Source organism: Corynebacterium sp. HMSC034H07 (assembly GCF_001815175.1).
Classification (GTDB): domain Bacteria; phylum Actinomycetota; class Actinomycetes; order Mycobacteriales; family Mycobacteriaceae; genus Corynebacterium; species Corynebacterium hiratae.
Map to the genome: position 1 here is coordinate 298,267 of NZ_KV819530.1, position 17,572 is coordinate 315,838.

Consider the following 17,572-nt stretch of genomic DNA (forward strand, 5'->3'; position numbering starts at 1 on the left):
GTCGCACCGTACCCCGCCGCCTTCAAAAGTGCAGACCTGGAAGTACAGACTCGCTGGTCGTCGCAAAGCACTGCCTGGGCGCTTGACGACGACCACCTGCATGAATGCACTTCCAGGTCTGCACAAACAGAAAAGGTGGCCGGCAAACATGTGCCAACCACCTATGCGGAGCTAGTTGCCCGGATGGGCAACCTTCTACACAGAAACCGCAGTTTTACTGGATTCCGCCTCGTCCTCGATGGGCTTGCGGCGCACGATGGCGGAGAAGACTGCGCCAGTGACGTTGGCCCACACTGCAGCAACCACACCCGGCAGCGCTGCCTCCGGGGTAAAGAACTGCAACGCCAATGCCGAGGCGAGTCCGGAGTTCTGGGTCGCCACTTCAATTGCTGTGGTGCGCGCCGCCGCCTCGCGCTGGCGGGCTAGCTTGGCCATGTAGTACCCAAAGAGGAATCCGATGAGGTTCTGGATAGCCACGCCGATAAACACGACGAGACCAACGGTGATCAGCTTATCTTGCGATTTCGACACCACCGCTGTGACAACGCCTCCGATGCCGGCGATGGCCACCCACGGCAAAGCCGGCAGCACCTTGTCTACCGCCTTGTTTGCAATCACGCGCAGCAGCAGACCCAGGCCTACCGGGATGAGGACGGTCTGGACCAGCGACCACATCATGCCGGCACCATCGACCTCCGCGGTCTGCCCCGCCAACCACAGCATGAGCAGCGGTGTCATGATCGGCGAGACCAGCGTGGATACCGAGGTCATCGCCACCGACAGCGCCACATCACCCTTGGCTAGGTAAGCCATCACGTTGGAGGCCGTACCGCCGGGCACAGACCCGAGAAGGATGAGGCCGACGGTGGCGGCGTCGGAAAGCCCTAACAGTTTAGCCACGAGCACGGCACTCGTCGGCATGATGGCAAACTGACAGAGAACGCCCAAGAAGATGGGTAACGGACGCTTCGCCACCAGGGCCAGGTCCGGAATCGTCAGGGTAAGCCCCATGGAAAACATGATGACCATGAGCAATTCCGAGGTGTACTGCCCCACCGGCTCAAAGGTGCTGGGGCTCAAAAAGGCGACAATGGCGCAGGCAACAATAACGATGGGAAAGATGTAGACGGCGAGTTTCTCGCCAGTCTCCCCTTCTGTGCGCAGGTTCGTCATAGTGTTTCCTTTCCAGAATGTGTCTCACTATATGAATTGAGTATCCCATATGATGAACCTCACGTACCCAGTTTGGTCGAGATTTACTGTCAAGCGATAGATTAGAAATATGTCCAAGCTACTAAGCCCCGATTCCTCTCGTTTCTCACGCCCGGCCGGCGCTACCAGCCAGGCCGACGCCGTTTCCGAGCGCTACCGCCACGGCTCCCCCGCCGAGCTGGTTGCGGACATGGAAGCCATCGTCGGCGCAGAAAACGTGCACGGCCGACTCAGCGACCTCGTGCGCTTCTCCTCCGATGCCGGTCCCTACCGATCCATCCCGAACATCGTGGTTTCCCCGCGCAACGCAGCGGACCTCGCTGCGCTCATGAAGTACTGCGATACCCACGATCGCCACATGACCTTCCGCGCAGCAGGAACGTCGCTGAACGGCCAGGCCATGGGCGATGACATCCTCGTCGATGTCAAGACCCACTTCGGCGGCATGGAAGTGCGCGAGGAAGGCCGCAAGCTGTGGTCGCGCCCCGGCGTCATCTTGGGCGATGCCCAAGCAGTACTCTCCCGCCATGGCTTCATGCTGGGGCCAGACCCGGGATCCACGTCCGTGTGCACCATCGGTGGCGTGCTGGCCGATAACTCCGGCGGCATGCGCTGCTCCTTGGAACGCGACAGCTACCACAGCATCGAAGAGCTGATCTTCGTCTTGCCTTCTGGCACCATCGTGGATACGTCTCGTGGGGACGAGGCCTTCCGCAAGCAGGAGCCGAAGCTCCACGCCGATCTTCTGGCCTTCCGCGATAAGCTGCGCGCCAACACCGAGATGGTGAAGTTCCTGCGCACTAAGTTCTCTATTCGCAACACCAATGGACTGCGAATTGATGCCTTCCTCGATGAGGATGAGCCCGTGCACATCCTCAAGCGCCTGCTCATCGGCTCCGAGGGCATCTTCGGCGCCATCACGGAATCCGTCATCCGCACGGTGAAGCTTCCGCGCGTAAAGGCCACGACCTGGGTCGAGCTGCCCAACCTCCGCGATGCCGCAAACTACGTGCACCCCATCATGGAGACAGGCGCGGAGGCCTGCGAGCTTCTGGTTGCCCCGGTCATGCGCCGTTCCGCCGAGCACTATGCGCACGCGCCGGAATCGTGGCGCAACCTCAATGATGACGCCGCAGCACTCCTCGTCGAGGTCGGCGGCAGCGACGAGGAGAACTTGGACAAGGCCATGGATCGCCTACGCACCGTGCTTGCCGACGCCCCACTACTGCGCCCCCTCGAATTTCTCACCACCGCAGAAGGTATGCGCGGCGCGTGGGAGCTACGCAATGGTCTCTACGGCCTGCTGGGCGCGGACCGTCCGAACGGCACGGCGTACATCACCGAGGATGTCTGCTTCCCGCCTTCCCAGGTCGGTGAGGCCGCAGCGGACCTGTTGGACTTGCAGGCCAAGTACGGCTACCCGGAGTCGGTCATGGGCCACGCTGCTTTTGGCAACCTGCACTTCTTCTTTACCCCGCGCTTCGACGTTGAGGAGGAGCGCGAATCCTATGCCGCGTTCTTGGATGATTTGGCCGAGCTGGTCATTGACAAGTACCAGGGCTCGATGAAGGCCGAGCACGGCACCGGCGTGAACATGGCCCCCTTCCTGGAGCACGAGTGGGGCACGGAGGCCTTCGAGCTGTTCTGGGAGGTCAAGAACATGATCGATCCCAAGGGCATCCTGGCACCGAACGTGAAGCTCACCCGGGACCAGACCATCCACCTACGCAACTTCAAGTCCTTTCCCAAGGTCGAGGATGAGATCAACCCGTGTGTGGAATGCGGTTTCTGTGAGCCTGTCTGCCCCTCCCGCCACGCCACGGTGACCCCGCGCCAGCGCATCGTGCTGCGCCGCGAGATGGCCCGGCAGGAAGAAGGCTCGGAGGTCTTGGCGCAGCTGCAGAAGGAGTATCAGTACGACGCCGTCGACATGTGCGCCGCCGACGGCACCTGCTCTATCCCCTGCCCGATTAGCATCGACACCGGCGCAGTGATGAAGCAGCTGCGCGCCCAGCAGGCCACCCCGGCCCGCGAGAAGGTGGCACTGACGACGGCACAGCGTTGGGAGTTGGTGGAAAGGCTTGCCCGCGCTGGCATCATCTCCGCCAACAAGATTCCCCACAAGCCCCTCGAGCTGGGCGCCAACATGGCACGTAACGTGGTAGCACCGGACTTGCTGCCCACCGTCCCGGGGCCGCTTCCGCAGGCCGCATCGCGTCTGCCGGAAACCCCGCGCGAGGGCGCTGGCGCGCTCTACTTCCCTGCCTGCATCAACCGCATCTTCGGCCGCCCAGCCGGAGCGGCTAAGGATTCGGTCGATCTCCCGCGCGCCATCGTGGAACTGGGACGCCGGGCTGGCCAGCCGGTGTGGATCCCCGAGGATGTCGCCGGCGATTGCTGTGGCACACCGTGGTCCTCCAAGGGCTACAAGGAAGGGTTTGAGTACCAAGCTCAAAAGATTGTGCGCGACCTCTGGCACTGGTCGGAGCACGGCCAGCTGCCCATCGTGGTCGATGCTGCCAGCTGCACCCACGGGTTGCTCGATTCGGTTCCTGAGGTGCTCTCCCCTGCCGACCGCAAGCTTTGGGAGGATCTGCGCATCCTCGATGTCGTGGAATGGCTCCGTGATGAAATCGCCCCGCACCTGCCCATCGTGAAAAACATGGGCTCCATCGCTGTCCACCCAACTTGCTCGACTGACCACATGGGCATGAGCCAGGCCCTGGTTGACCTGGCGAACCTCTGCGGTTCTGCCAAAGTCCCAGAGGGCGCGATGTGCTGTGGCTCCGCCGGTGACCGCGTCATGCTGCACCCGGAGCTCGTCGAGTCCGCCACGCGCGAGGAGCGTGCTTCACTCGACGCGGAGCACTTCGACGCCTTCGTCTCCGATAACCGCACCTGCGAGATGGGCCTGGAGATGATCTCCGGGCGGACCTATGAATCAATCGCAGTGCTGTTGGAGCGGGCCTCCCGTCCGGTCGTCACTCCATAAGCAACGCGCCGGTGGCAATACTCCTCAGCGGGAGCTCTGCCACCGGCGCAACAGATCGGGTTAGAGATAGTCGTAATTGATTTCGGTGTCCGGGGCGAAAAACACGCACCCGCCCTTCATCGGGCGCAGGTAGATCGTGTCGCCTTGGTGCACGTCAATGCCGCGCGGCACCTTCACCGTGATGCGGTCACCGCGGACCACGGTCCCGTCATTGGCCGACTCTTCGCGGCCACCATAGACGTACAGCTCGGAGCCTAAGTGCTCCACAATATCGACCCTAACCGGTATCCCATACTCTTCACCTGGTTGGTTGACGCCGATGATTTCCCAATTCTCTGGGCGCACACCAACGAGGACGTGATCCGCTCCCACCTTCGCGGCCTGTTCCTGTGGCATGTAGTAGTCCAGCGCCTGGTCTTTGCCGCTGACAACGCGACCGTCAACGAAGGGGACGTTGTCGATGAGAGTCATAGCCGGCGAACCGATGAACGTCGCGACGAAGGAATTACCGGGGTTCTCATACAGTGTTTTAGGTGGGGCGACCTGCTGAATAATGCCCTGTTTGAGGACACACACGCGATCCCCCATGGTCATTGCCTCAGTTTGGTCGTGGGTGACATAGACCGTGGTGGTGTTGAGCTCGCGCTGCAGTTGAAGGATCTGCGCACGCGTGGATACGCGGAGCTTCGCATCCAGGTTGGAGAGGGGCTCATCCATGAGAAAGACTTTGGGCTGGCGCACGATAGCGCGCCCCATGGCCACACGCTGGCGCTGGCCACCCGACATTGCGGAGGGCTTGCGATCGATAAGGTCCTCCAGCTCCAGCATTTTCGCAGCGAAGCTCACGCGCTCTTCGATGGTTGCCTTATCCACCTTGGCATTTTGCAATGCAAACGCCATGTTCTGACGTGCTGTCATGTTGGGGTACAGCGCATAGGACTGGAACACCATGGCTACATCGCGGTCCCGCGAGCGGGTCTCGGTAACGTCGGCCCCGTCGATGAAGATCTGGCCTTCGTCGATTGGCTCAAGGCCAGCGAGCATGCGCAATGTCGTGGACTTGCCGCAACCAGACGGTCCGACGAGTACTAGAAACTCGCCGTCCTTGATATCGAGGTTAATGCGGCTGACCGCCGGTGGCTTTTTCGGGTCATAAATCCTGGAAGCCTGACGGAATTCAACAGTAGCCATGGTGTCCTTTCAAACGATCCGAAGTGTTACTTGAGCTTCGGGGTGATGTCGCGGTCGATAACGCTCTGCGTCTCCTTCTGCAGGTCGCCGAATGCGGACTCCACATCCTCATTGCCCACAGTGATGCGGTCGAGAACACCACCGATGCGCTGTCCGCCGCCCGGCACGAAGACGCGAGCGTAATCCTGCGGCTTGGTGTTCTCGTTGAGCTGCTCGATTGCCGTCTGGGCGTTCGGGTTCTCCTCCAAGAACTTCTTCTCCTCCGGATCATCCAGGGCGTCCTTGCGCACCGGCATGTAGCCCGTCTTCTGGGAGAACTTGATCGTGTTCTCGGTGTTCGTCAGGAAGTCAATGAACTTGACCGCGTTAGCCTTGCGCTCGTCAGAGATTCCAGCCGGCACTGCCAGACCAGCACCACCGGTGGCTGCCGAAGGACCAGGGCCTGGCAGGTAGGTGGTGATGAATGGAATCGTCGCCGTCTCCTTCAGCCCGCCCAGAGAACCAGTGGACTCCAGCAGTCCAGAGGCTTTGCCAGAGCCGAAGGCTACGGTCGGGTCAGTGGAGATTTCGATGTGACCGGCCTTGACCTGGTCCTGCAAGAACTTGCCAGCCTCGATGGACTCCTTCGACGTAAAGTTCGGTTCCCACTCATCAGAGTAAGAGCCACCGAAGGCCCAAATCATGCCTTGGAAGTACCAGTCGAGGTAGTTGGATCCATCCGGAACGGTGACGGCCGGCTTGTCGAGCTTGTCCTTGATCTTGGTGGCCCACTCGTCGAATTCTTCCCAGTCCTTCGGGCCACGGTCGGTAGGAAGTCCAGCTGCCTTGAGGTCATCGGTGTTCCAGTACATCAGGTTCGTGGATCGGGAGTACGGAACGCCGTAGTGCTTGTCCTTGTAGTTGTAGTCTTCGCGCAGGGTGTCGACGTAGCTCTCATAGTCAATGTCGTTCATCTCCCACAGCTCATCGAGCGGCGTCGTGGCCTCATTCAGCGCGAAGTTGAACCACGTGACGTCAGAAGCAACGAGGACGTCGGGAAGGTCGCCACCTGCGAGGGCAGCGTTGAAGCGCTGTGCAACTTCCTCGTAGTTGGAACCTGCGGTAACCAGTTCGACCTTCAGATCTGGGTTCTCCTTCTCGAACTCATCAATGAGCTCTTGCTCTATGTCACGGGAAGAACCCGGGTGGTTGGACCAGAAGGTGATGGTGTTGGCGTCTCCGCCGTCCTTTGAGTCGTTCCCTGCGGTGGTCGAACCACCTGCACAGGCGGTCAAGGACGCTGTGGTGAGAAGTGCCGCGCAGACGGCAACGATACGAGTAGAAATCTTACGAGACATGGGGAGGTTCTCCTTGAGAAGTGAAGAGTTCAGGGGACTTGTTCGAGTTGGGCGTCGGGATAGCAGGCAGGCTAGCCCTTGACTGCTCCAGCAGTCAGGCCCTTAATCATCGGCTTCTGGAGTATGAGGAAGATGATGATCATGGGCAGGGTTGTCAGCACTGTGCCGGCCATCACCGGCGCCCAGTTGGTCACGCCTTCCGCATCCTGCAAGCGGGTCAGGCCCACCGGAAGGGTGGCTGCAGCCGGTGTATCCGTAATCAGGAAGGGCCACAGGTATTGGTTCCACTCATTGACCACGGTGATCAGGACGAACGCGGACAGCGTTGGCCACGACATGGGCAGGACCACTCGGAACAAGGTTGTGAAGAATCCTGCCCCGTCCATGCGCGCGGCCTCGAGAATCTCCGGCGGCAATGATTGGAAGTGATTGCGCATGAGGAAGGCACCGAACGCCACGCCCGCCAACGGGATGATGACTCCGGCGTAGGTGTCTCTCCAACCCCATGACGCAACCAGCGAGTAATTGGAAATAATGGTGATCTGGTTGGGCACCATCAACGAGGCGATGATGAGCAAGAACAGCAGATTCCGGCCGGGGAAGCGAATGAATGCGAAGGCATAGGCAGTCAGCACTCCGAGGACTACCTCCACCACCGTGAGAATCAGCGTGATGATGATGGAGTTTCTCAGGTAGCTCGAAAAGCCAGAAGTCTGCCAGACATAGGAATAGTTTTCTGCCTTAAAAGGATTAGGCCAGAAGGAAATCGGATCCGAATACACATCCTGGAAAGACTTAAAGCTGGTGATGAAGATGAAGTACAGCGGCACCATAATCATCAGCACTGTCAGTACCAAGGCAATGTAGCCGACGACCTTCGTTGCTGGATGACCGTGATCAACCGGCTCACCTTTACGCTTGCGTTGGGTCTCGGTGATGACTGGTGCTGCGAGGGACTGCGAACCAGGAACCGGTGGCAGCTCTCCTTTTGCTTGCGGGAGCCCTACCTTGATGGAAGCCGGAATTGCGCGTTTTTCGGACATTTACTTATCCATCCTTTCCTGCAACTTGATCTGCAGCACCGTAATGACAAGCACGACGAGGAACATGATGGTGGCCACGGCAGCGCCATAGCCGGCACGGTTGTTGATGAACGTCTCTTGGTACACCTGGAAAACCATCGTGGAGGTTCCGTAACCAAACGGTCCACCGCCGGTCATCGCGTTGATGATGTCGAAGACCTGGAAGGAATTGAGCAGCACAGTGATTAACAGGAAAAACGTGGTACCGCGAAGCTGTGGCAGGACCACGCGGAAGAAATGTCGCACGGCCGGGGTGCCGTCAATCTCAGAGGCCTCATCGAGGTCGCGGCGGCGCCCCTGCAGGGCAGCAAGATAGATGACGAAAACGTAGCCCACGTTCTTCCACACGTAGGTCACCGTAATCATGAACAATGCCCAGTTCTGCTGCTGGTAGAAGTTCGGCACATCGACCCCGATAAGACCCAAAAAGTATTGAATGAGCCCGTAGTTAGGATCGAAGACGAACTGAAAGGCAACGCCAATCGCCGCGCCAGCGATGACATAGGGCGCGAAAACCATTGAGCGCACAGCCGCACGGCCAAACAGTTTCTGATCCAGAAGCAATGCCAGCGCTAGCCCCAGAACCATCGAACCGACCACCGCGAAGAAGGTGAAGACGACAGTGTTGAACACCACGCGTCCAGTATCTGGCGCCTGGAACCAGTCGATGTAGTTCTGCAGACCGACAAAAGTCATCGTCGGCGATGAAATATTCCAGTTAAAGAAAGAGATGCGGATGTTATCGACCAGTGGTCGATAGGTGAAAAGAATGAGAAGGAGAAGGTTCGGGCCAATCAGCAATGCCGCTAGGCCGATCTGGCGCCAGTCAAGCTTTCGCTTGCGTGGGTGGCGCGCGTACTCCTCGGAGACGATCGGCTTCTCGTTAACAGGAGGGATCGCAGCCGTTCGCCCGCTCGCGGGGATGGTTTTTGCCATGCAGAAGAAACTAGACCAAGGCAGTAAACAGAAGGTTTACTCAACGTTTTGATTGAGTAAACAAAAAGAAAATTCCAGGGGCTTAGCCCCCAAAAGCCCACCCTGTGCGTGGGGAACGTCACACAAAGCACGGGAGAAAGAACTCCATAGAAACTCCCGGGCAAGAAAGCGCCACCATCTTTCCAGCTAGACCTTTTCGGGCATGAACACAACGGCCACGGGCGTAGCTTGGCGTTAACTCGCTGAGCGCACAACGTCGAGTGCTAGCTCTGGCAAGTCCGTTGCCATGAGCTCTATCCCATTGTTCCGGCACCACTCCATGTCCTTCGGTAAATTCACCGTCCAGACGTAGGACTGACTGTCGACGTCTGCAAAGAAGTCAGCGTCCAACCGTGCCTGGCGAATGGAAGGCCCGAAGCCCGAAGCGCCCTCGAGGGAATCTGGTAGTCCCGCATCCGGTTCCAAGAGAAGAAAGGAGCGCAGGGATGGCACTAGGTTTCGGAATCGCGCAATTGCTTCAGGGTTAAAGGAAATCAGACTGAACCGTGGATCGGCATCGAGATGTCGGTTGCGTAGGACTTCGGCCACCGATTCTTCGAGTCGCGCCCCGAAAGGAGACGGGTGCTTCGTCTCGATGAGCAGCTGCTTTCCGGGGGATGACTCGATGAGGTCCACCAGTTCGTCGAGAAGCAGAATGCGTTGGTGATCCTCGTCGGTACCAAAGTTGAGTGTGCGCAGCTCCTCCAGCGTCATGTCACCGACAGAGCCTGTGCCGTCCGACGTCCTATCCACAGTCTGGTCGTGGATAACCACAACCTCCCCGTCCTTGGTCAGGTTGACGTCGCACTCCACACCGGCCACATCAAGCTTGAGAGCCTCCTCGAAGGCACGGTACGTGTTCTCCGGGAACCACCCGTTATATCCTCGGTGCGCGATAATTCCTGTGCGGTCTGCCATGTTTTCCCTCCGGGCCGCAAAGTGGTTGTGCTTCTGGCGCCGCCCAGTGTAGACCGCTAGCGGCGGCCCCCGCGGTTGCGGTGCGTCGCCACCACGTGCACGGCATCCAGCATTCCTAAGGTGAACAGCGCCTCGCGGAGAGCGAACTGGAAGGTCCAGAGGCGGCGGAAAACCTGGTCGAAGCCCGCTGCCGCCGCTTCGCGGTGCCGCCCATCGAAGAAACTGCGCTGGTAGCGAAGCGTTTCCAGGTAGTGGCTTCCGGTGTGGGCCTGAGCGATGATGCGCAGGTTGGAACGCCTATCGAAAAGTCGGTGGGTCTCCTCGATCGTCGGATAGTCCAATCCGGGCCAAATATAGGCGCGCAGAACCTGAATCGCGGACCGAGCGGCCGGGGTCATCGCGTCGGTGGCGAACAACGAGGCCACAGCCACACGCCCACCGCTGACCAGCGAGCGATCCAGCATCTGCACGTAGCGGCGGCGCTCGGGGGGCGATAGCGTCTCTAACTTCTCTACGCTGACAATCGCGTCATAGCGCCCGCGCCACTTCTTCGGATTGGGCAACGCCGTTTCGATGCCCTGCACATGGACAGAGTCGGCGGCGCCTTCGAGAAGCAGTTGTTCGTCGAACAGCGCCTGCTGTTCTGTGTCGCCCGTAAGGACGTCGACCGTGGCGCGCCGGGCTACGGCTTGTACTGCTACCTGCAGACCAGTTGCCGGGTACACCAGAAGATGTGTGCCGGCGCCGGTGCGGGTGGCGTCGAGAAGCCACTGTGCAGCGCGGCGCTGTGCATCACCCAAGTCCTCGCGGTCCGTGTGCGTAGGCTCGGTCACGCTCGTCACATCGACGAAGTGCTCCTTGGGTTCCTTGCTCCCCACCCGCGCGCTATAGCTGCGGACCGCCTCGCGCACCGTGGTGGGAACGCCGCTAGCGAAAATTCCGCCCGAATGGCTCAAGGAGTCACCCGCGTACAGCTTCACCACGTCGAGGGGCAGCTCGCCGGGGCTCGACGCCTCGACCGCCAGTTCCTTCGCTTTCGGCCGATACCCCACCCCCAACAGCCGCAGGAGAACCTTGACCAAGCGATCGGAATCGGGCGTCGTCCACTCCCCTGCCATATAAGACTCAGCCAGGCCCAGCCAGCCCGAATCGGCGATGCGGGAAAAGAGGGCGTCGTGAAGCACAGCCAGATCCGGCTCCTCGCCTTCCAGCTCCACCCCTGCTTTGGCGCAGGCCTGCGCAAACTCCGCTTCAGTCCGGCCGCCCGTAAAGCGCAGCAAACGCGGTGAGGGCACGGTTGCTACGCCGGGCCACGTCGCAGCGTCAATCGATGCCAAGTGGGAATACACGCTCTAGCCAGCCTTCCTCATCGCACACACGTATTTACTTAGAGTAAAACCAGCGGGCCACGAAGAGGTGGAGGCGCGGCCCAAAAAGCCAGTTAATAACCCATAAAGTATGCATGTACCGCTAGAAAGGTTTAGACTGACTCGGGTAAAATAATCAAGCTTTCTTCAGGAAGGTATTCAATCACCATGGCGCAAACTCCCCACCGCCCTAGTAACGGCCGCCACCACGTCGTTGTTATCGGTGCCGGCTTCGGCGGCATCAACGCCGTTAAGAAGCTCAAGAACGCGGATGTTGAGATCACCCTCATCGACAAGAAGAACCACCACCTCTTCCAGCCGATGCTCTACCAGGTAGCCACCGGCGTCATTTCCGCCGGCGAAATCGCCCCGTCCACGCGTCAGCTCCTGCGCCATCAGGACAACGTCAACTTCGTCAACGGCGAAGTCACTGACATCAATATCAAGGAACAGACCGTCTCCGCAGAACTTGACGGCGCTGTTCGCACCTACGGCTACGACTCCCTCATCGTCGCCGCCGGCGCTGGCCAGTCCTACTTCGGCAACGACCACTTTGCCGAGCACGCGCCGGGCATGAAGACGCTTGACGACGCCCTCGAGATCCGCTCCCGCATCATCTCCGCCTTCGAGAAGGCTGAGTTGGAAGAGGATCCTGCCAAGCGTGAAAAGCTGCTGACCTTCGTCATCGTCGGCGCCGGCCCGACTGGCGTTGAGCTCACCGGCCAGATCGCGGAGCTGGCCCAGCGCACCTTCGCTGGCACCTACTCCAACTTTGGTTCCTCCTCCGCCAAGATTTACCTCCTGGATGGTGCGCCGCAGGTGCTTCCTCCGTTTGGCAAGCGCCTCGGCCGCAAGGCTCAGCGCACCCTGGAGAAGCTGGGCGTTGACGTGCGCCTCAACGCCATGGTTACCGACGTCACCGCTGACGCCGTCACCTACAAGAACATGAAGAACGAGGAAGAGGTCACCATCGAGGCTGCGACCAAGATCTGGTCTGCAGGTGTCGCCGCTTCCCCGCTGGGCAAGCTTATTGCCGACCAGGCAGGCGTGGAGGCAGACCGGGCCGGCCGCGTCTCCGTAAACGAGGACCTCACGGTTGGTGAGTACAAGAACGTCTACATCGTCGGCGACATGATTTCCCTCAACCGCCTTCCGGGTGTGGCCCAGGTGGCCATCCAGGGCGGCAACCACGTGGGCAAGCTCATCGAGGCCAAGATTGATGAGGAGTCCACCGCTAACGAGGCCGAGCCGTTTGAGTACTTCGACAAGGGCTCCATGGCCGTCATTTCCCGCTTCAACGCAGTGGTCAAGTTGGGCAAGACCGAGTTCGCTGGCTTCCCGGCCTGGATCTCCTGGCTCGGACTGCACATCTTCTACATCGTTGGCTTCCGCAGCCGTACCCTCGTGGCGCTGCACTGGATTCTCAACGCCTTCTCGCGCGACCGCGGCAACCTGGAGATCACCCAGCAGCAGCGCGTTGCTCGCAACGTGATTGACCGCGACCTCCACTAGGTCTTACGCGTCTTATAAGGAGAGAGGAAATTTCCTCTCTCCTTTTTCTTTAGTCATGTACGGTAGACGAAAGAATAGCCAAGCTTAAGGAGAAACCGTGAGCCAACCTGCGCTGCCCCGTGTCCTCAGCATCGCCGGCACCGATCCGACGGGCGGCGCTGGTATTCACGCCGACCTCAAGTCCTTTGAGGCCGCTGGGGCCTATGGAATGGCCGTAGTGACCGCCCTGGTTGCGCAGAATACGCAGGGCGTGCGGGCTATCCACACCCCACCGGTGGATTTTCTGCGTGAGCAGCTGGCAAGCGTCAAGGACGACGTGACTATCGACGCCGTCAAGATCGGCATGCTGGGATCCGTCGCTATCACCGAAACGGTGAGCGACTTCCTCGCTTCCCTCCCCGCGGGTGTGCCGGTGGTCTGCGATCCGGTCATGGTCGCCTCCAGCGGTGACCGCCTGCTCGAGCCGGAAGCGGAGCGCGCCGTACGGGAGCTGGCGCGCCGCGCGACCGTGGTCACACCCAACCTGCCGGAACTCGCTGTCCTCGCGGGCGTAGCAGAACCGCGCACCTTTGATGATGCTCTCTCTGTCGCAACCACGTGGGCACACGAGAACGACACCTGGGTCGTAGTCAAGGGCGGTCACCTCGATGGTGCCGAGGCCGATAACGCGACCGTAAGTCCTTCCGGCGATATCACGCGCGTGCCCTGCCCGCGGATTGATACGAAGAACACGCACGGCACGGGCTGCTCGCTGTCCTCAGCCCTAGCGGCGCGTTTGGGCGCGGGCGAATCCCTCGACGAAGCACTGGTTTGGGCCACCGAGTGGCTCCACGAGGCGATTGAGCATGCCGATGCGCTTCACGTCGGACACGGACACGGGCCCGTTGACCACGGCCACCGGCTCCGGCGCCTGGCTGCGGAGAAACAAAGTTAGCCCAGCAGATCGGCACCTGGACGAGTAAGCACGGCCACCATGAAGGTGGAGTTCTCCTTAAAGACCTTCATGTCCCACGAGGAGAAAATGAAATCGACTCGGTAGCCCACCGCGCGGGCCAGTTCGAGGAACTCCTCAAAGCCCCAGCCGCGGCCCTCGCCGAAACCGACGACGAAGCGGCCGCCGGGGCGAAGCGCGTTAAACACGTTGCGCAGGGCCGCCTCGCGCCCTTCGTTGGCGATAAAAGTCATGACGTTGCCCGCAGCCACGGCGATGTCGAAGTTGCCCTCCGGGATTTCCTCTTCCGAAAGGTCACCTACCTCCCAGCGGGCCTCCGGATAATCATTCACCGCGTGCTCAATCAAAATCGGGTCGACGTCCACGCCCACTACGGTATGCCCGCGCTTGGCCAACTCGCCGCCGAGCCGTCCGGAACCGCAGCCGGCGTCGAGGACGCGGGAGTGGCGTTCACTCATGGCGTCGATAAGCCGGGCTTCCCCGTCGATATCCTTACCCTGGGCCCGCAGCGTCTTCCATTTCCGTGCAAAGTTGTGGGAATGGGCGGGGTTCGCGGCAGTTACTTCTTTCCAGGTAGGCATGACAACGAGTATAGGCCTTTAGAGGTGTAAGATTTAGCCGCTCTGATAAAACGCCTATACGAAGCGAAGGAGGCTGAGACACGATGCCATCTGTACCGTCACCATTCAAGCCACGCAAGAAAAACACTTCGGACAATAATACGCCGAGTTTTTCCGTGCCTGTCGAGCGTGCCATTGAGCACTGCCGAGTGTTCATCGACGGCGAGGCGCTGCCCGGTGAGTTTACCCCGCACAGCGCGCTGCAAACCGTGGAAGAATACGGCCGCGGCTTCGTGTGGGTAGGCCTGCACGAGCCGCTCGAATCGCAGATGACGAAGGTAGCGGCTGAATTCCGCATCCATGAGCTCATCGTCGAGGACGTCGTCCAGGCGCACCAGCGTCCCAAGCTGGAGCGCTACGACGACCAGCTCTTCGTGGTGGCACGGTCGGTGAACTACCGCGACCACGACGAGGTCGCCGATAAGCGCCAAATTATCTCCACTGGTGAAATCCAGATGATCATTGGTGCCACGTTCATTATCACGGTGCGCCACTCCGCCAAGCTGCCCAATCTCGCCTATGTGATCCAGGATGAGCAAGACCTCGTCGAGCAGGGTCCTATTTCGCTGGCGTGGAAGATCCTGGACATGATGGTGGACCGCTATTCGGAGATTTGCCGCCTCATCGCCATCGAGGTCGACGAATTAGAAGAAGAAATCTTCACTCCGAATTCGCTGCCCAACATCGACCGTATCTACATGTTCAAGCGCGAAATCTTGGAGATGAAGCACGCGATCGTGCCGCTTTCCCCAGCGTTGCGGGCGATGGTAGCGGACCACAAGGATCTCATTCCGAAGACGATTCGCTCCTATATCCGCGACGTCAACGACCACCAGCTGGTGGTCCAGGACCACGTGTCGGGGTTCGATGAGCGCTTGACCTCGCTTATCGACGCCTCCGTGGCCAAGATCAGCATGCAGCAGAACTCCGACATGCGCACGATCTCCGCGGTGGTTGGCATGTGGGCAGCGCCAACACTTGTAGCAGGTATCTATGGAATGAACTTCGACATCATGCCGGAGCTGCATTTCGCATGGGGCTATTACGGGGCAATTGGCCTCATGATCTTGGTGGTGGCCGGAATGTGGTGGTGGTTCCGGCGCAACAACTGGTTGTAGGGATTATTGCACCACCATGGTGCGCAACGTGGAAGCAGCGAGGAGTACATCGCCCTGGCTGATTTTCACTTCCCACAGCTGCGTGCGGCGGCCCTTGTACAGCGGCGTAGCGACAGCCGTGACGGTGCCTTCGGCAACGGGCTTGAGGAAATCTGTGTTGTTGTTCACGCCCACAACCGGCTTGCCCGCAAGGATCAGGCTGCCCACAGATGCGGTGGACTCCGTAATCGTGCAGAAAAGCCCTCCATTCGCCACGCCCCAGGGCTGGTGGTGATCCGGAACAACGTCAACCTCGGAGCGAATCTCATCAGCGGAAATGCGCGTGAAACGCAAACCGATGAGCCCGGCTAGGCCCTGCGGGTGAGAATTAATGAGCTGCAGTTCCTCGGCGTTAAGCGGCCGTGTTTGGGATACTGCGACGAGCTTTTCGAAGATTTCAGAGTGTTTCATGCCACACCAGGTTAGTGGATTTCGGTGACGTAGGATGGTTGACATGACTCAAACTGCTGAAAAGACAGATCTCGCTCAGATTGGTGTTGTGGGCCTGGCCGTCATGGGCTCCAACCTCGCGCGCAACTTTGCCCGCAACGGAAATACCGTCGCGGTCTACAACCGCAGCCCGGAGAAGACGCGCGCGCTCATCAGCGAGCATGGCGATGAAGGAGCCTTCATCCCTTCCGAGACCGTTGAGGACTTCGTGGCCTCCCTGGAGCGCCCGCGTAAGGCAATCATCATGGTGCAGGCGGGCGCGGCTACCGACGCCGTCATTAACCAGCTCACCGAGGCCATGGATGAGGGCGACATCATCATCGACGGTGGCAATGCCTTGTTCACGGACACCATTCGCCGCGAGAAGGAGGTCGCAGCTAAGGGCCGTCACTTCGTCGGCGCGGGTATCTCCGGTGGCGAGGAGGGCGCGCTCAACGGCCCATCCATCATGCCTGGCGGTCCGGCCGAGTCCTGGGAAACTCTGGGGCCGATCCTGGAGTCCATCGCTGCTGAGGTGGACGGCACGCCGTGTGTCACTCACATCGGCCCGGATGGTGCGGGGCACTTCGTGAAGATGGTGCACAACGGCATTGAGTACGCCGACATGCAGGTCATCGGCGAGGCCTACCAGCTCCTTCGCTATGGCGCGGGCATGGAACCGGCTGAAATCGCTGAGGTCTTCCGCGAGTGGAATGCCGGCGACCTGGACTCCTACCTCATTGAGATCACCGCCGAGGTGCTGGCGCAAACCGATCCTGACACTGGTGCCCCGCTTGTCGACGTCATCGTGGACGCCGCCGGCCAGAAGGGCACCGGCCGCTGGACTGCCATTAACGGCCTCGAGCTTGGCGTCCCCATCACCGGCATTGCGGAATCCGTGTTCGCGCGTGCGCTCTCCTCGGCCACCGCGCAGCGCGCCGCCGCCCAAGAGGGGCAGCTGCCCTCCGGTACGATCACCGAGCTCAACGTGAACAAGGCGGAGTTCGTCGAGGACGTTCGCCGTGCGCTCTATGCCGCAAAGCTCATTGCCTATTCTCAGGGCTTTGATGAGATCAAGGCTGGTTCGGACGAGTTCGGCTGGAACGTCGACCCGCGCGACTTGGCCACCATCTGGCGTGGCGGCTGCATCATTCGCGCGAAGTTCCTCGACCGTATCCGTGAGGCTTATGACAATAACGCCGACCTTCCGGCCCTCATTCTGGACCCGTACTTCAAGGGTGAGCTGGAAAACCTGATTGACCCGTGGCGTCGCGTCGTTGTGGCTGCCACCCAGCTGGGGCTGCCGGTACCCGTGTTTGCTTCTTCTTTGTCCTACTACGACAGCCTGCGCGCCGAGCGCCTCCCTGCGGCCTTGATTCAGGGCCAGCGCGATTTCTTCGGCGCCCACACCTTCAAGCGCGTGGACCGCGAGGGCACCTTCCACATCGAATGGTCGGGTGACCGCTCACTCACCGAGATGTAGTTGCCAAGCCCCTCACCTGAGGGGCTTTTCTCGTACCAGCCCCACTACCCCGCTAACCAGGAGTTTTGTTCCTCCGGTTGCAGGGTTGCGGGTGCTGGTTTAATCTTCGTGCCCATGGGGGATATCGAAACCTACCTCCGCCTCCGCAACTCGGGGATTGCGCTGGTGGAGCATATACCTGGCACACCCGATGAGCTTCGCGCGCTCGGCGCGGATGCCTTTGATGCTGCCGAGCTTGCTGGCCTGCACCAGGTGTACTTCGGCCCCACCCGCTTTACAGGCAAACAACGCAAAGCCCGCCAAGCAGCACTCAAACAACGCCACAGCCTGGGCACCCTCACACTG

Annotated in this window: 13 protein-coding genes and 2 pseudogenes; 6 read left to right on the forward strand and 9 right to left on the reverse strand. The window is 60.2% G+C overall.

All coding sequences use genetic code 11. The features are described 5' to 3' along the window. Nucleotides 1-195: 195 nt before the first annotated feature. A complete protein-coding gene (locus HMPREF3009_RS08515) occupies nucleotides 196-1,173 on the reverse strand; it encodes a bile acid:sodium symporter family protein (RefSeq protein WP_070681325.1) in 978 nt (325 codons plus the stop codon). A 109-nt stretch (nucleotides 1,174-1,282) separates the two neighbouring features. Between HMPREF3009_RS08515 and HMPREF3009_RS08520 the strand changes: the two genes are divergently transcribed. Beyond that, nucleotides 1,283-4,204 (forward strand): FAD-binding and (Fe-S)-binding domain-containing protein, encoded by a 2,922-nt coding sequence (locus HMPREF3009_RS08520; RefSeq protein ID WP_070681326.1) that lies wholly within the window; start codon nucleotides 1,283-1,285, stop codon nucleotides 4,202-4,204. 60 nt (nucleotides 4,205-4,264) lie between these two features. Here HMPREF3009_RS08520 and HMPREF3009_RS08525 read toward each other — a convergent pair whose 3' ends face one another. The 6 genes from HMPREF3009_RS08525 to HMPREF3009_RS08550 form a co-directional block, all read right to left on the reverse strand. Next, nucleotides 4,265-5,395, reverse strand: a complete 1,131-nt coding sequence (locus HMPREF3009_RS08525; RefSeq protein ID WP_049154656.1) for an ABC transporter ATP-binding protein — start codon at nucleotides 5,393-5,395, stop codon at nucleotides 4,265-4,267. Between the two features lie 26 nt (nucleotides 5,396-5,421). Further along, complete coding sequence (locus tag HMPREF3009_RS08530) at nucleotides 5,422-6,732, reverse strand: ABC transporter substrate-binding protein (protein ID WP_070681333.1); 1,311 nt, start codon at nucleotides 6,730-6,732, stop codon at nucleotides 5,422-5,424. Nucleotides 6,733-6,803: 71 nt separating this feature from the next. Next, nucleotides 6,804-7,775: a carbohydrate ABC transporter permease gene (locus tag HMPREF3009_RS08535; RefSeq protein WP_070681336.1), complete on the reverse strand. Its 972-nt coding sequence runs from the start codon at nucleotides 7,773-7,775 to the stop codon at nucleotides 6,804-6,806. Beyond that, nucleotides 7,776-8,750, reverse strand: a complete 975-nt coding sequence (locus HMPREF3009_RS08540) for a carbohydrate ABC transporter permease (RefSeq protein ID WP_046649375.1) — start codon at nucleotides 8,748-8,750, stop codon at nucleotides 7,776-7,778. 234 nt (nucleotides 8,751-8,984) lie between these two features. Then, nucleotides 8,985-9,707: a glycerophosphodiester phosphodiesterase gene (locus HMPREF3009_RS08545; protein WP_049154665.1), complete on the reverse strand. Its 723-nt coding sequence runs from the start codon at nucleotides 9,705-9,707 to the stop codon at nucleotides 8,985-8,987. Between the two features lie 56 nt (nucleotides 9,708-9,763). Continuing rightward, on the reverse strand, nucleotides 9,764-11,056 hold the full coding sequence (locus HMPREF3009_RS08550) for a class I SAM-dependent methyltransferase (protein ID WP_070681339.1): 1,293 nt from the start codon (nucleotides 11,054-11,056) through the stop codon (nucleotides 9,764-9,766). 186 nt (nucleotides 11,057-11,242) lie between these two features. Between HMPREF3009_RS08550 and HMPREF3009_RS08555 the strand changes: the two genes are divergently transcribed. Together HMPREF3009_RS08555 and thiD are read left to right on the forward strand one after the other, a co-directional pair. Next, nucleotides 11,243-12,586 carry an NAD(P)/FAD-dependent oxidoreductase gene (locus tag HMPREF3009_RS08555; RefSeq protein ID WP_070681342.1) on the forward strand — a complete coding sequence of 448 codons (1,344 nt, stop codon included), beginning with the start codon at nucleotides 11,243-11,245 and terminating at the stop codon, nucleotides 12,584-12,586. Nucleotides 12,587-12,683: 97 nt separating this feature from the next. Next, nucleotides 12,684-13,499 (forward strand): annotated as a pseudogene (gene thiD / locus HMPREF3009_RS08560) (bifunctional hydroxymethylpyrimidine kinase/phosphomethylpyrimidine kinase); the annotation flags it as partial. Between the two features lie 17 nt (nucleotides 13,500-13,516). On the opposite strand, the gene HMPREF3009_RS08565 reads toward thiD, so the two are convergent. Continuing rightward, nucleotides 13,517-14,119 (reverse strand): class I SAM-dependent methyltransferase, encoded by a 603-nt coding sequence (locus tag HMPREF3009_RS08565; protein WP_049154651.1) that lies wholly within the window; start codon nucleotides 14,117-14,119, stop codon nucleotides 13,517-13,519. Nucleotides 14,120-14,202: 83 nt separating this feature from the next. Between HMPREF3009_RS08565 and corA the strand changes: the two genes are divergently transcribed. Then, nucleotides 14,203-15,276: a magnesium/cobalt transporter CorA gene (gene corA / locus HMPREF3009_RS08570; protein ID WP_070512755.1), complete on the forward strand. Its 1,074-nt coding sequence runs from the start codon at nucleotides 14,203-14,205 to the stop codon at nucleotides 15,274-15,276. Nucleotides 15,277-15,279: 3 nt separating this feature from the next. On the opposite strand, the gene HMPREF3009_RS08575 is transcribed toward corA, so the two are convergent. Beyond that, the gene (locus HMPREF3009_RS08575; protein ID WP_070517782.1) at nucleotides 15,280-15,726 is read right to left on the reverse strand and encodes a PaaI family thioesterase; all 447 of its coding nucleotides are present in this window, start codon (nucleotides 15,724-15,726) and stop codon (nucleotides 15,280-15,282) included. 43 nt (nucleotides 15,727-15,769) lie between these two features. Here HMPREF3009_RS08575 and gndA point away from each other — a divergent pair, with 43 nt between their 5' ends. Further along, nucleotides 15,770-17,227 (forward strand): NADP-dependent phosphogluconate dehydrogenase, encoded by a 1,458-nt coding sequence (gndA, locus tag HMPREF3009_RS08580; protein ID WP_070517781.1) that lies wholly within the window; start codon nucleotides 15,770-15,772, stop codon nucleotides 17,225-17,227. Between the two features lie 114 nt (nucleotides 17,228-17,341). After that, nucleotides 17,342-17,572 (forward strand): annotated as a pseudogene (locus tag HMPREF3009_RS13085) (HNH endonuclease); the annotation flags it as partial.

Bases quoted from the DNA above. Each gene is read 5' to 3' on its own strand.
- HMPREF3009_RS08515 (WP_070681325.1), bottom strand. From the start codon at position 1,173: ATGACGAACCTGCGCACAGAAGGGGAGACTGGCGAGAAACTCGCCGTC.
- HMPREF3009_RS08520 (WP_070681326.1), top strand. From the start codon at position 1,283: ATGTCCAAGCTACTAAGCCCCGATTCCTCTCGTTTCTCACGCCCGGCC.
- HMPREF3009_RS08525 (WP_049154656.1), bottom strand. From the start codon at position 5,395: ATGGCTACTGTTGAATTCCGTCAGGCTTCCAGGATTTATGACCCGAAA.
- HMPREF3009_RS08530 (WP_070681333.1), bottom strand. From the start codon at position 6,732: ATGTCTCGTAAGATTTCTACTCGTATCGTTGCCGTCTGCGCGGCACTT.
- HMPREF3009_RS08535 (WP_070681336.1), bottom strand. From the start codon at position 7,775: ATGTCCGAAAAACGCGCAATTCCGGCTTCCATCAAGGTAGGGCTCCCG.
- HMPREF3009_RS08540 (WP_046649375.1), bottom strand. From the start codon at position 8,750: ATGGCAAAAACCATCCCCGCGAGCGGGCGAACGGCTGCGATCCCTCCT.
- HMPREF3009_RS08545 (WP_049154665.1), bottom strand. From the start codon at position 9,707: ATGGCAGACCGCACAGGAATTATCGCGCACCGAGGATATAACGGGTGG.
- HMPREF3009_RS08555 (WP_070681342.1), top strand. From the start codon at position 11,243: ATGGCGCAAACTCCCCACCGCCCTAGTAACGGCCGCCACCACGTCGTT.
- HMPREF3009_RS08565 (WP_049154651.1), bottom strand. From the start codon at position 14,119: ATGCCTACCTGGAAAGAAGTAACTGCCGCGAACCCCGCCCATTCCCAC.
- corA (WP_070512755.1), top strand. From the start codon at position 14,203: ATGCCATCTGTACCGTCACCATTCAAGCCACGCAAGAAAAACACTTCG.
- HMPREF3009_RS08575 (WP_070517782.1), bottom strand. From the start codon at position 15,726: ATGAAACACTCTGAAATCTTCGAAAAGCTCGTCGCAGTATCCCAAACA.
- gndA (WP_070517781.1), top strand. From the start codon at position 15,770: ATGACTCAAACTGCTGAAAAGACAGATCTCGCTCAGATTGGTGTTGTG.